This window comes from Stenotrophomonas sp. GW821-FHT02D01 (assembly GCF_059421765.1).
Map to the genome: position 1 here is coordinate 319,015 of NZ_JBWKVP010000005.1, position 13,396 is coordinate 332,410.

General features: G+C 66.5%; 12 protein-coding genes and 1 rRNA gene. 5 read left to right on the top strand and 8 right to left on the bottom strand.

Annotated features, from left to right (window positions below; translation table 11 throughout):
• Positions 1–21: 21 nt before the first annotated feature.
• From kdpC to pyrE, 6 genes are all read right to left on the bottom strand, one after another.
• Positions 22–666 carry a potassium-transporting ATPase subunit KdpC gene (gene kdpC, locus AC07UW_RS13055; protein WP_223497533.1) on the bottom strand — a complete coding sequence of 215 codons (645 nt, stop codon included), beginning with the start codon at positions 664–666 and terminating at the stop codon, positions 22–24.
• A complete protein-coding gene (kdpB, locus tag AC07UW_RS13060) occupies positions 663–2,723 on the bottom strand; it encodes a potassium-transporting ATPase subunit KdpB (protein WP_223497534.1) in 2,061 nt (686 codons plus the stop codon). The genes kdpC and kdpB overlap by 4 nt, the downstream gene beginning before the upstream one ends.
• Positions 2,724–2,732: 9 nt before the next feature.
• On the bottom strand, positions 2,733–4,442 hold the full coding sequence (kdpA, locus tag AC07UW_RS13065; protein WP_495212193.1) for a potassium-transporting ATPase subunit KdpA: 1,710 nt from the start codon (positions 4,440–4,442) through the stop codon (positions 2,733–2,735).
• 12 nt (positions 4,443–4,454) lie between these two features.
• Positions 4,455–4,547 (bottom strand): potassium-transporting ATPase subunit F, encoded by a 93-nt coding sequence (locus AC07UW_RS13070; protein ID WP_005407770.1) that lies wholly within the window; start codon positions 4,545–4,547, stop codon positions 4,455–4,457.
• Positions 4,548–4,721: 174 nt separating this feature from the next.
• A complete protein-coding gene (locus AC07UW_RS13075; RefSeq protein WP_223497536.1) occupies positions 4,722–5,396 on the bottom strand; it encodes a hypothetical protein in 675 nt (224 codons plus the stop codon).
• Between the two features lie 19 nt (positions 5,397–5,415).
• Positions 5,416–6,075: an orotate phosphoribosyltransferase gene (gene pyrE, locus AC07UW_RS13080; RefSeq protein ID WP_025879424.1), complete on the bottom strand. Its 660-nt coding sequence runs from the start codon at positions 6,073–6,075 to the stop codon at positions 5,416–5,418.
• A 163-nt stretch (positions 6,076–6,238) separates the two neighbouring features.
• On the opposite strand from pyrE, the gene AC07UW_RS13085 reads away from it, so the two are divergent.
• From AC07UW_RS13085 to AC07UW_RS13095, 3 genes are all read left to right on the top strand, one after another.
• Entirely contained in the window at positions 6,239–7,039 is an 801-nt protein-coding gene (locus AC07UW_RS13085; protein ID WP_495212194.1) for an exodeoxyribonuclease III, read from the top strand.
• Entirely contained in the window at positions 7,036–8,400 is a 1,365-nt protein-coding gene (locus AC07UW_RS13090; protein ID WP_093821302.1) for an AmpG family muropeptide MFS transporter, read from the top strand. The genes AC07UW_RS13085 and AC07UW_RS13090 overlap by 4 nt, the downstream gene beginning before the upstream one ends.
• A gap of 80 nt (positions 8,401–8,480) precedes the next feature.
• Entirely contained in the window at positions 8,481–8,711 is a 231-nt protein-coding gene (locus AC07UW_RS13095; RefSeq protein ID WP_223497538.1) for a hypothetical protein, read from the top strand.
• 55 nt (positions 8,712–8,766) lie between these two features.
• Here the strand turns inward: AC07UW_RS13095 and AC07UW_RS13100 are convergent, their stop codons facing one another.
• Both AC07UW_RS13100 and AC07UW_RS13105 read right to left on the bottom strand, forming a co-directional pair.
• Complete coding sequence (locus tag AC07UW_RS13100) at positions 8,767–9,894, bottom strand: anhydro-N-acetylmuramic acid kinase (RefSeq protein ID WP_495212195.1); 1,128 nt, start codon at positions 9,892–9,894, stop codon at positions 8,767–8,769.
• Between the two features lie 64 nt (positions 9,895–9,958).
• Positions 9,959–11,428 carry a M23 family metallopeptidase gene (locus AC07UW_RS13105; RefSeq protein ID WP_223497540.1) on the bottom strand — a complete coding sequence of 490 codons (1,470 nt, stop codon included), beginning with the start codon at positions 11,426–11,428 and terminating at the stop codon, positions 9,959–9,961.
• A 167-nt stretch (positions 11,429–11,595) separates the two neighbouring features.
• Here AC07UW_RS13105 and tyrS point away from each other — a divergent pair, with 167 nt between their 5' ends.
• Together tyrS and AC07UW_RS13115 are read left to right on the top strand one after the other, a co-directional pair.
• Positions 11,596–12,804: a tyrosine--tRNA ligase gene (gene tyrS, locus AC07UW_RS13110; protein ID WP_032977018.1), complete on the top strand. Its 1,209-nt coding sequence runs from the start codon at positions 11,596–11,598 to the stop codon at positions 12,802–12,804.
• 519 nt (positions 12,805–13,323) lie between these two features.
• Positions 13,324–13,396: ribosomal RNA gene (locus AC07UW_RS13115) — 16S ribosomal RNA — on the top strand; the annotation flags it as partial.

The following is a 13,396-nucleotide window of genomic DNA, read 5'->3' on the forward strand; positions in this document are numbered from 1 at the left end:
CGCAGCGGGTGCAGCCCTGCATCACGGCGCGCGTGCCGCGTGGTCCAGCGCGAAGTTCAGCGTCACCACGTTCACCCGTGGCTGGCCGAATACGCCCCATTGCCGGCCCTGCGTGTTGGCCTTCACCAATGCCTGTACCTGCTCGACGGGCAGGCCACGCGCACGCGCCACCCGGGCCACCTGCAGCTGCGCTGCCGCCGGCGACAACTGCGGATCCAGGCCGCCGCCGGACTGGGTGACCAGATCGGCAGGAACCTGCGCGGGCGTTACGCCTTCGCGCGCGGCCACTGCTGCGGTGCTCGCCGCCACACGCTCGGCCAGCGCCGGGTTGCTGCGGGCAAGGTTGGAACCGGCTGCCGCCATCGGGTCGTAGTTGGCGGCCGACGGTCGCGCCTGGAAGTAGCCATCGCCGGTGAAGGGCTGCGACAGCCATGCCGACGCACGCACCTGACCGCTGCCATCGCGCAGCAGGCTGCCTTCGGCCTGCGCCGGGAAGGACAGGCCGGCAAAACCGGTGGCGATGCCGGCGTAGACCGCACCGGCCAGCAGCAGGGTGGCCACGCCCAGGCCGATGGCCGGGCGCCAGTTGGCGCCATCCTGCAGCGTGGCCACGCGTGCCTCGCGCTTCAGCTCGCGGGAAAGGGAAGGGGAGTCAGAACGGTTCATGCGCCGAATACCAGGACAAGAAGAAGGTCGATCAATTTGATCGCCGCGAACGGCAGCAGCACGCCACCCAGGCCGTACACCAGCATGTTCCGGCGCAGCAGCGCCGTTGCCGTGGCCGGGCGGAAGCGCACACCGCGCAGTGCGAGCGGGATCAGGGCGGGAATCACCAGGGCATTGAAGATCAGCGCCGCCAGTACCGCGTTGCGCGGGCTCGACAGCTGCATCACGTTCAGCGCGGCCATCGCAGGCACGGTGGCGGCAAACAACGCCGGCAGGATCGCGAAGTACTTGGACACATCGTTGGCCAGTGAGAACGTGGTCAGCGCGCCGCGGGTGATCAGCTGCTGCTTGCCCACCTCCACCACCGCCAGCAGCTTGGCCGGATCCGAATCCAGATCGACCATGTTGCCGGCTTCCTTGGCCGCCTGCGTGCCCGAATTCATCGCCAGGCCGATGTCGGCCTGGGCCAGCGCCGGCGCATCGTTGGTACCGTCGCCGACCATCGCCACCAGGCGGCCACCGGCCTGCTCGGCACGGATGCGGGCCAGCTTGTCCTCGGGCCGTGCCTCGGCGATGTAGTCATCCACGCCGGCTTCGGCGGCGATCGCAGCAGCCGTCAGTGGGTTGTCGCCGGTGATCATCACCGTGCGGATGCCCATCGCCCGCAGCTGTGCGAACTTCTCGCGCATGCCGTGCTTGACCACGTCCGACAGCTCGATCACGCCCAGCACATGCCGACCCTCGGCCACCACCAGCGGCGTAGCACCGTTGCGTGCGACCTGGTCCACGCGCCCGGCCAGTTCGGCCGGTACGGTGCCGCCAAGTGCCTGCACATGGGCGCGGATCGCATCGGCAGCGCCCTTGCGGATCTGCCGGCCGTGCATCAGGTCGACACCGGACATGCGGGTCTGCGCACTGAAGGCCAGGTAGTCGGCCTGGTCCGGCTCGGCGGTGGTGCAGCCCTGCTCGCGGGCCAGGCGCACGATCGACTTGCCTTCCGGGGTGGGGTCGGCCAGCGATGACAGCAGTGCCGCCTCACGCAGCTGGTCGGCGTCGATCCCGGCCAATGCATGGAAGTGGCTGGCCTGGCGGTCGCCGTAGGTGATGGTGCCGGTCTTGTCGAGCAGCAGCACGTCGACGTCACCGGCCACTTCCACCGCCTTGCCCGACTTGGCCAGCACGTTGGCGGCCAGCGCGCGGTTCATGCCAGCGATGCCGATGGCCGGCAGCAGGCCACCAATGGTGGTCGGGATCAGGCACACCAGCAGCGCGATCAGCAGCAGCGGATCCACCTTGACGCCCACCGACGCACCGATCGCCGGCAGCGTCGCCACCACTACCAGGAAGGTCAGCGTCATTGCCGCCAGCAGCAGGGTCAGCGCGATCTCATTCGGCGTTTTCTGCCGGTTGGCGCCTTCCACCAGCGCGATCATGCGGTCCAGGAAGCTGTGCCCCGGCTCGGCGGTGATGCGTACGACGATCTGGTCGGACAGCACCTTGGTGCCGCCGATCACGCCGGAGCGATCAGTACCCGCCTCGCGCAGCACCGGTGCCGACTCGCCGGTTACCGCCGCTTCGTTGATGGTGGCCAGGCCCTGCACGATCTCGCCGTCGGCCGGCACCAGTTCGCCAGCACTGACGATCACGTGGTCACCGGGGCGCAGTTCCGCAGCGGGCACCTGGGTTTCGCTGGCACCGGCCTGCGCCGACGCCAGGCGACGCGCCACCAGGTCCTGGCGGGCGCGGCGCAGCGAGGCGGCCTGGCCACGGCCACGTGCTTCGGCCACAGCCTCGGCGAAGTTGCCGAACAGCACGGTGACCAGCAGGATCGCGGTCACCGCCAGGCCGAAGCCCAGCGGCGCATTGCCGGTCAGCGTGATGATCGCGGCGACGATCGTGCCGGCCATCACCACCGCCATCACCGGGCTGCGCACCAGATGCGTCGGCGACAGCTTGCGTACGGCCTCGATGAGCGCGCGGCGCAGGCCGGCGGCATCGAGCAGGGCCGGGCGGGAAGCCACGGAAGAGGAACGGTTTGCGGTTGCGTGACTACTCATGGGGTGTCCTCAGTGCAGTCCCAGGCTCAGGTGGTCGGCGATCGGGCCGAGTACCAGCGCCGGCATGAACTGCAGCACGGTCAGGATGACGATCACCGAGACCAGGGTCAGGGCGAACGTCGGGGTTTCGATCTGCAGGCTGCCGGCCGATTCAGGGGCCTGCCGCTTGGCGGCCAGCTGTGCGGCCACCACCAGCGGGATGATCAGCAGCGGGAAGCGGCCCAGCAGCAGCACCAGCGAGCAGCTCAGGTTCCACCAGGGCGTGGCGTCACCCAGTCCCTCGAAGCCCGAGCCGTTGTTGGCGTAGGCCGAGACGTACTCGTAGAACACCTGGCTGATGCCATGGAAGCCGGGATTGGAGGTGCCCGCCAGACCCGGCACGGCCAGCGTGATCGCGGTGAACAGCAGCAGGGTGATCGGCTGCAGCAGCACCAGCAGTGCCAGCAGGCGCACCTGCGGCGTTTCCAGCTTGCGGCCGAACAGTTCCGGTGTACGGCCGGTCATCAGCCCGGCCAGGAACACACCCAGCAGCAGGTACACGATGAACTGCTGCAGGCCGCAGCCGATGCCGCCCCAGATCGCGCTGACCAGCATGTTGACCATCGCCAGGCCGCCAGACAGCGGGCTCAGCGAATCGTGCATGCCGTTGACCGAACCGTTGGAGACCTGGGTGGTCACCGCCGCCCACAGCGCGGTGCCATCGGCGCCGAAGCGTACTTCCTTGCCTTCCATCAGCAGCGGCGTGGTCGCGCTGGCACTATGGCCCTCGCTCCATACCATCGCACCGGTGGACAGCAGCGACATGCCGAGCATGCAGCTGAATACCAGCGCGCCGAAACGACGGCGCCCGGTGAACGCGCCGATCATGAAGATCACCGCCATCGGCACCAGCAGGATGCCGATCACCTCCAGCATGTTCGACACCGGGGTCGGGTTCTCCAGCGGGAAGCTGCTGTTCGGGCCATACCAGCCGCCACCATTGGCACCCAACTGTTTGGCCGCGACCATCGCCGCAACCGGGCCCAGCGGCAGCTTCTGCTGCGCCATGCCGGCACTGGCATCGATCGGCGTGGCCTGCGGGCCACCGGCCATCGTGGAGGGCACGCCCTGGCTGGTCAGCAGCAGCGTCCAGACCAGGCACAGCGGCAGCAGGAAGCGCACGCACAGGCGCACGACGTCCGCGTAGTAATTGCCCACCGCCACCTGGCGGTCATCACCCGCAGCGGGCGCGGTGACGGACTTCGGTGCACGCGAGAACAATGCACGCAACGTGGCCACGGCCAGCGCCAGGCCCATCATCGGCGTCACTACCTGCAGGCCGGTGATGCCGGTCATCTGCGAGAAGTAGGACAGCTGTGCCTGGCCGGAATAGTGCTGCTGGTTGGTGTTGGTCAGGAACGAGATCATCGTGTGCAGCGCCGTATCCCAGCGCATGTTCGGGATCTGGTCCGGATTCAACGGCAACCACGCCTGGGTCATGAATACGGCCTGGGTCAGCACCGCGATCACCACGTTGCTGAGCACGAACGCCAGCACGTAACCCCGCCAGGACATCGAACGTGACGGATCAACACCGAGCACCTTGTACAGCGGCTTTTCGATCCAGTGGAACAGCACGTCGACCTTCATCGGCGTGCCGCGCATCACCCGGGCAAGGTACAGGCCCAGTGGCCATGCCAGCACCAGGCTGGCGGCAAGAATGATAAGAATTTCAGTCATGGCAGGCTCCGCTCAGAACGACTCGGGCCGCAGCACGACATAAAGAAGATAGGCGGCGGCAACCAGCACCAGCACGCCACACAGCAACGACAGCCAGGGGGACATGGAATTGAGACCTGGTGGAACCCCTCCACCTCAGGGCGTCATCGTCGTCCCCACCCCCATAAACGCACTACGCGCCGGACAGGGCCGACGCGTAAAGAGTGCATAAATTTCAGGGTCCAGGCCGTAACCCGGCATGCGGTAGCGCCGGGCCATGCCCGGCGAGCAGCGTGCCTCTCAACCCGCCGGGGTCTGTGCCGGCACGTCCACCGGCGCCAATCCCTTCAGCTGCCGATAGCGTTGCAGGCTGCTTTCGATCTCGACTTTCAATGCCTGCTGCTGCTGTTCGAAACTGGCCAGCAGCCGTTGCTGCGACTGCAGCTGCGCATGGCGCTGGGCGATCGCCTGGGCCTGCTTGTCGGCCACCTTGCCGCCCGCCAGTTCGCGGTCGCCGGCGGCAGCAAGCAGGGCCACCAGCGATTCGCGCAGGCTGGCAACGTTGTACTGGGCGGTCTTGAGGTTGTTGTCGAGCACCTCCTGGCGCTCGGCGAACACGCGCCGCAGCGCATTCTCATCACCGTAGGTGGTCAGCATCGCTTGTTCGGTACGCTGCCGGGTCTCTTTGGCCATCTGGTCCAGCTGGACCTGCGCTGCCGCCGTGCTGGCGGCAGCGCGTTCCTCATCGCTCAACGCGCGCTGCACCTGCGCGTTGCGCAGGCCGCTGTTGGCGCTGAACTCATCGCGGGCGTGGTTGACCGCATCGGCCGGCAGCGCATCGCTGCAGATCCGCTCCTTGCCCTCGTTCCAGCAGTACAGCTTCTTGTCTGCGGCCTTGCCGCCGGACTGTGCCAGCAGCGTCTGCGGCATCACCAGCAGCAGGCTGGCAGCAACGATGGCAGGAACTCGGAACATGCGACCTTCCCCCTGGTGGTCAGCGCGTGGAACGGACGCCGTACTGGGCGCGATAGGCCTCCAGCGGCTGCCGGTAGCCTACAAGTTCCGGATTTCCGGAAGCGAAATCAAGCAGGTCGGCCAGCGTCGCCACGGCGATCACCGGGATGCCGGCTTCTTCGGCCACGGCCTGTGCGGCGGAGCGATGGTCGCTGTCCGAGGCGATCTCCTGGCGGTCCAGGGCCACCACGATGCCGGCCGGAATACCGCCCGCAGCGCGGATGATCGCCAGCGCCTCGCGGATGGCGGTGCCGGCGGTGATCACGTCGTCGACGATCAGCACGCGCTTGCCGGTCATGTCGGCGCCGATCAGCTGGCCGCCTTCACCATGGTCCTTCACTTCCTTGCGGTTGAACGACAGCGGCAGGTCGCGGCCACGCTGGGCCAGCTCGCAGGCCATTGCGGTGGCCAGCGGAATGCCCTTGTAGGCCGGGCCGAACACCACGTCGTACTTGATCCCGGTGGCGTCGATGGCGTCGGAATAGCACGCACCCAGCTGCGACAGCAGGGAACCGGAGTCGAAACGGCCGGCGTTGAAGAAATAGGGGCTCAGCCGGCCGGACTTGAGGGTGAACTGGCCGAAGCGCAGGGCATCGGCGGTCAGGGCCAGCTGCAGGAAACGGTGACGGTGGTCGCTCATCAAAACTCGATTCATCTTCATTTGGAGCGCAAATCCTAATCCAGCTGGGCTTTCTGCGCTCGTCCGGCCCCTTCACGCAGGTATCCGCAGCTGCCCCCGCGGGCTGCTCAGCCCGGCAGGCAACCGGTATGCTTGCCCGGTTTCCCGCCGTAGGTTCTTCCGCATGCGCATCATCAGCTTCAACGCCAATGGCATCCGCTCGGCCGCCACCAAGGGCTTCCTCGACTGGTTCCGTGGCCAGGACGCCGACGTCCTCTGCATCCAGGAGACCAAGGCCCAGGAAGACCAGCTGACCGACCCGATGTTCCGCCCGGACGGCCACCATTGCTTCTACCGCGATGCCATCACCAAGAAGGGCTACAGCGGCGTGGCGATCTACAGCAAGCGCGAACCGGACCAGGTCATCACCTCGCTGGGCTGGGCCCCGTTCGACGACGAAGGCCGCTACATCGAGGCCCGCTTCGGCAACCTCAGCGTGGTCTCCTTCTATATCCCGTCCGGCAGTTCGGGCGACCTGCGCCAGGGCTTCAAGTTCGAAGTGATGGAGTGGCTGCGGCCGATCCTCGAGGAATGGGCGCGCAGTGGCCGCGACTACGTGCTGTGTGGCGACTGGAACATCGTCCGCTCGGCGCTGGACATCAAGAACTGGAAGTCCAACCAGAAGAACTCCGGCTGCCTGCCCGAGGAACGCGACTGGCTCAATGCCCTGTGTGCCGACCATGGCCAGGCCACCGACGTGGCCACCGGTCGCGGCTGGGCCGATGCCTACCGCCTGCTCAACCCGACCGGCGAGGACTACACCTGGTGGAGCAACCGTGGCGCCGCTCGCGCCAACAACGTTGGTTGGCGCATCGACTACCAGTTCATCACTTCGGGCCTGCGTGACCGCCTGCGCAGCTGCTCGATCTACCGCGACCAGCGCTTCTCCGACCACGCGCCGTTCATCGTGGACTACGACCTGTGACCGAGGCTGCCAAGCCACGCCGTTCCTGGCGACAGGTGCTGGCCAACCTGCGCCAGCGCAAGGTGCTGGCGATGCTGCTGCTGGGTTTCAGTTCGGGTCTGCCGATCTACCTGGTGGGCAACACGCTTGGCTTCTGGATGCGCAAGGAAGGCATCGAGCTGAGCACCATCGGCTTCCTGTCGTGGGTGGGCCTGGCTTACACGATGAAGTTCCTGTGGGCGCCGATCGTCGACAAGGCCGACGTGCCACTGTTCGGTCGGCTGGGGCGTCGTCGTGGCTGGATGCTGCTGTCGCAGATCGTCGCCGCGGTGGGCCTGGTCGGCATGGCGTTGATCCAGCCCAAGGGCGGCCAGTTGCTGCTGCTGGGAATCGCTTGGGAGCATGTGGTGGTCTTCGGCGCGATGGCCGTGGTGGTGGCCTTCGCCTCGGCCACCCAGGACATCGTGATCGACGCCTGGCGCATCGAGAGCGCAGACAACAGTGAACAGCTTGGCCTGCTGACTTCATCGTCCGCGCTGGGCTATCGCACAGCGCTGCTGGTCACCGATGCCCTGATCCTGATCATCGCCGCCCGCGTCGGCTGGCAGGTGTCCTATGAGCTGATGGCCGCGCTGATGGCACTGGGCGTGGTGGCGGTGGTCATGGCCCGCGAGCCGGCCCGCGAGATCCAGGCAGTGCAGGCGCAGGCCGCCTCGTTGTGGACGCCACGCGGCCTGTTCGATGCAGTGGTCGGCCCGTTCGTGGCGTTCGTACGCGAACATCGCAGCGGCGCGATCCTGATCCTGGTGGCGATCAGCGTCTACCGCATGGCCGACTTCGTCATGGGGCCGATGGCCAATCCGTTCTATGTCGATCTCGGGCTGGACGAGGACACCGTGGGCGCCGTGCGTGGGTCGGTCGGCCTGGTGGCCACCTTCATCGGCATCGCCGCTGCTGGCCTGGTGTCCGTGCGCTGGGGCGTGCTGGCGGCGCTGTTGGCTGGCGCCGTGCTGGGCCCGGCCTCCAACCTCGCCTTCGCCTGGCTGGCCTATTCGGGGCCGGACACCACCCACTTTGCTGTCGCAATGGCCGTCGACAATTTCGCCAGCGGTTTCGCGGGTACCGCGCTGATCGCCTACATGTCGAGCTTGACCAGCATCGGCTATACCGCCACCCAGTACGCCTTGCTCAGCTCGTTCTACGCGATGCCCGGCAAGGCGCTGAAGGGCTTTTCCGGCTGGTCGGTGCAGACCCTGGCTCAGGGACGCACGCTGCTGGAAGGCTACGCACTGTTCTTCATCGGTACTGCCCTTGTCGCGATCCCGGTGGTGATCCTGTGCGCGATGCTGATTCTGCAGCAACGCCGGCGTGCCGTGGCCTGACAGTTGCCCGCGTCCCCGGCGTGCGGGATGATCGCCCCGACGCGCCGAGGGGGCGGTGCCTTGCGAACGGGGAAGTGAGCATGGCCGACGTAGTGCTGCGGGACCTGGACCCGCTGCTGCTGGAACGCATCAAACGGGTTGCGGTTGCTCGTGGCTGGACCCACGAACAGACCTGCGAGGCGCTGCTGGAGCAGGGCCTGTTCAGCAGTGAACTGGAGGTCCGCTCCGGCTTCGGCGATCCCGAAGTCGACGCCCTGTCCGACGCGATCGCCGCACTGCAGGCCCTCCCTGCCGGCCAGGGCTTCGATTAGCCCCGCAGGGCCGACTGCCCAGTAGATCCACGCCATGCGTGGATGGCGCCACCCCTCACGCCAGATGAATCGCTCCGAGAATCCGCGGCCCCTTCGCCCCGGTCACGCTCGGCAGGTTGCCCGGCAGCCCGTCCATCGTCCGTTGCGCCAGCCAGGCAAACCCCATCGCCTCCACATACTCCGGGTCCAGCCCGTGCAGCGCCGTGGACTCGACCACCACGCCCGGCAGGCGCGCTGCCAACCGCCGCATCAACTGCGCGTTGCGCACACCACCGCCACACACCAGAACGCGCCGGGTGTCGGGTTGCTGGGCCAGCAGCGCATCCACCACCGTCGCCGCGGTCAGCTCCAGCAGCGTCGCCTGAACATCGGCGGCGGCGAACTGGCCTTCTTCCATGTGTGCTTCGGCCCATGGCAGGTGGAACTGCTCGCGCCCGGTGCTCTTGGGCGGTGGCAGCGCAAACCACGGATCCGCGCGCCAGCCGGCCAGCAGGCTGTCATCCACCGCACCGCTGGCCGCGTAGGCGCCGTCAGCGTCGAAGCTGCGACCGGTGTGGCGTTGGCACCAGGCATCCATCAGTGCGTTGGCTGGGCCGGTATCGAAGCCACGCACGACGCCTTCGCGGGGAATCAGGGTCAGGTTGGCGATCCCGCCCAGGTTCAGCACCGCACGGTCCTCATCGGCCGCACCCAGCATGTCCAGGTGGAAAGCCGGCATCAGCGGTGCCCCATGGCCGCCGGCGGCAACGTCGCGGCGGCGGAAATCGCACACGGTGGTGATCCCGGTCAGCTCGGCGATGCGGTTGCCGTCACCCAGCTGCACGGTGAAGGCCGGGTCGGCCAACGGTCGATGGCGTACCGTCTGCCCGTGCGAGCCAATGGCTCGTACCTGCGAACGGTCGACGCCGGCTTCTTCCAGCAGCTGGTTGGCGGCGGCGGCGAAGCTGATCGCAATCCGCGCGTCCAGCTCGCCCAGCTCTTCCAGCGACTGCAACGGGCCGCCTTCGCCAAGGGCTACCAGCCTTGCCCGAAGCATCGGCTCCCAGCGGGCGGTCAGCCCATGCACGAAGCGGCATCCCCCGTCGGCCGGAAACTGCACCAGCGCGGCATCGATGCCGTCAGCGCTGGTGCCTGACATCAGGCCCAGGTAGAGGGGAAGGGACGGATCGGCAGTGGCGTTCATGGCGGGCATAAAAAAAGGACACGGCAAGCTTGTGCTGCCGTGTCCTCCTTCGTCAACGCAGGGCTCAGCCGCGCTTGCGGCCTGCCGGCACCTTGTCCTTGGCGCTGGCCACCTCGGTGCTCGCGCTTTCGGCAGCCGGCGCGGGGCTGGCGTCGGCGTAGATCAGCTTCTCCATGCCCTGGATGCGGGCCATCGCCGGCGCGGTCTGCGCCCGGAAGGCCACCAGCTCAGCGCCCTTCAGCGGCTCCGGCGGCGGCATCGTCACCGTCAGCGGGTTGCGGTGCTCGCCATTGACCCGGAATTCGTAGTGCAGGTGCGGGCCGGTCGCCAGGCCGGTCGAGCCGACGTAGCCGATCACCGTGCCCTGGGCCACGCGCTGGCCATTCTTGATCCCGGCAAAGCGCGACATATGGCCGTACAGGGTGGTGTGGCCACGGCCGTGGTCGAGGATCACCACGTTGCCATAACCGCGTTGCACGCCGACGAACTGCACCCGCGCGTCGCCGGCGGCCATGATCGGGGTACCGGTGCGCGCGGCGTAATCCACGCCCTTGTGCATGCGCATCTTGCCCAGCACCGGGTGCTTGCGCGCGCCGAAGGTCGAACTCAGCCGCGCGAACGGGATCGGCATGCGGATGAAGCTCTTCTTCAGCGAACGGCCGCTGATGTCGTAGTACTCGGACTTGCCATTGCGGTCGAAGCGGAAGCCGGAGTAGGTCTTGCCGCCGGTGGTGAAGGTGGCCGCCAGGATCTTGCTGGTGTCGACCTTCTCGCCCTCGCGCCAGGTCTCATCCATCACCACGCTGAAGCGGTCGCCCGGCTGCAGGTCCTTGGAGAAGTCGATGTCGTACTTGAAGATGTCGTCGGTCATCGTCGCGATTGCCGATGGCGACAGTCCTGCACGGCGTGCAGCCGCATACAGCGAACTGGTGATCTCGCCGCTGGTGACCACCGTCCGCGTGGACGTCTCGCGCTTGGTCACCGTTTCCTTGATGTCATCACCGCTCAGGCTCAGTTCGACCCGGTTGTCGGCGTCGCGGTCGAAGCGGATGCTGCGCAGGTCACCGGACAGCGGCATGTCGAAGGCGATCTCGGCGCCCGGGCGCAACTTGGTCAGCGATTCGCGCGCACCCGGATGGTCCAGCACCCGGTGCAGGGTGGTCGCCGAGATGCCGGCCTTGTCGAACAGATCGCTCAGGGTCTGCCCGCGCTGTACCCGCAGCACCTGCCAGCTGTCACCGGGGATCTGCTGCTGGCGGGCCATTGCTAACGGGGGCAACGGCAGTGCCAGGCTGGTGTGGCTGTCGGCGTAGGGGGCATCGATGGTGTGCGAGAAGCCCGGCACGATCGTGGCCACCAATGCGCCGATGGTCACAAACAGGCTGGCGTGCATCCAATGGCGGCGCGTCCAGCGCTCATTGAACGCAGCGGGAAGGTGTTGCCTCAGCTTCCGGTGCAGGGCGTTGTCGTGCAGGACGTGGAGTCGTTCCTGGAAGCGCTGCTTGCGTGCGCGGCCTTGATCGGAATTGAGCATCAGATGTCGGTCTCTGGCTGACCCGGGAACGCGGGCCCAAACGCCGGTAACATAGACACCTAACAAATTCGCGTCAAACCCTTGTGCCTATTGGCTTTTGTGAAGCCGATCGGGTTAACTTCGCTTTAACACCCCACATAAGAAACGGCGTTGCCGGGAGTAGTCACGTGTCCTCGATTGAAGAAGCCCTTGCCCTGATCGGCCGCGGTGCCGACGAGATCCTCAAGCTCGAGGATCTGCGCGCGCGCCTGCAGGAAGGCCGCCCGCTGCGCATCAAGGCCGGCTTCGACCCCACCGCGCCTGACCTGCACCTGGGCCACACGGTGCTGCTGAACAAGATGCGTCAGTTCCAGGACCTTGGCCACCAGGTCATTTTCCTGATCGGTGACTTCACAGGCATGATCGGCGACCCCTCCGGCAAGAGCCTGACCCGCAAGCCGCTCAGCCGCGACGACGTGCTGGCCAACGCCCGTACCTACGAGGAACAGGTGTTCAAGGTGCTGGACCGCAGCCGCACCGAGGTCCGCTTCAATTCGGAGTGGTTCGGCAAGATGAGCGCGGCCGACATGATCCGCCTTGCCGGCCAGCACACCGTGGCACGCATGCTCGAGCGCGACGACTTCGCCAAGCGCTATGCCGCCCAGCAGTCCATCGCCATCCACGAATTCCTGTACCCGCTGGTGCAGGGCTACGACTCGGTGGCCCTGGAAGCGGACGTCGAGCTGGGTGGTACCGACCAGAAGTTCAACCTGCTGATGGGCCGTGGCCTGCAGGAACACCACGGCCAGAAGCCGCAGGTGGTGTTGACCATGCCGCTGCTGGAAGGCCTGGATGGCGTCAACAAGATGTCCAAGTCGCTGGGCAACTACATCGGCATCAGCGAGCCGGCCATCGACATCGTCACCAAGACCATGAAGGTCGATGACGCCCTGATGTGGCGTTGGATCGAGCTGCTGTCCTTCGATATCAGCCAGGCCGAAGCGGCCTCCCTGCGCGAGCAGATCGCCGCGGGTCTGAATCCGCGCGTGGTGAAGCTGCGCCTGGCCCGTGAACTGGCTACCCGGTTCCACGATGCCGCAGCGGCCGAGCAGGCGATTGCCGGTTGGGAAGCTGCCGTTACCGGGCAGGGCGACATCACCCAGCTGCCGCTGCAGGATGTGGCCATCCCGGCCGAGGGCCTGCGCATCGCGGCCTTGCTGACCGCCGCCGGTCTGACCCCGAGCAACTCCGAGGCCAACCGCAAGCTCAAGGAGCGTGCGGTGAAGGTGGACGGCGAAGTGGTGGAAGACGGTCAGCAGGTCCTGCAGCCCGGCTTCGAAGGACTGCTGCAGGTCGGCAAGCGTACCTTCGCCCGCGTGCGCCTGGTCGCTGCCTGACCGGAGGCAGGGGCCGGCGCAGCCGGCCCCTGCTTCTGCTCCTGCAGAGCGGCGCTGACGCTCTGCCGCTGTTCGCGGGGCCTGTGGCGGCGCCTTTGCATGAACGGATGCAACATCCGATGAAAAAAGTTGCCACACCCCCTTCACAAAGGCCGCGAATAGGGACATACTTTCCCTCCCCCGTCGCAGGGGTCGCCAACAAGGGCTTCGGCGGCACAAGGGACGCCACCACCGACGAACGAGATGATCGAACGAAAGGTGTTGACGGACTCGAAAAGTCCGGCATAATAGGCGGCTCGCTTCGAAGGAGACTTCGCAGCACACGGGAACGGCGCTGAGGCCACTTCCCAAGATCTTTGAAAGTATGCGCAGGTATCTTGTGAAGGCGCCTGCAGGAAGGATGATTGTCCATCTTGCAGACGTTTGATCAAGCAACTATTAATTGTTTTAAAGCAAGCGATACGTTGCCAGAATCATTCATCTGCAGCTTTAAATTTTTGTCTTCGGACAATGCTGTTTTAAGTGAAGAGTTTGATCCTGGCTCAGAGTGAACGCTGGCGGTAGGCCTAACACATGCAAGTCGAACGGCAGC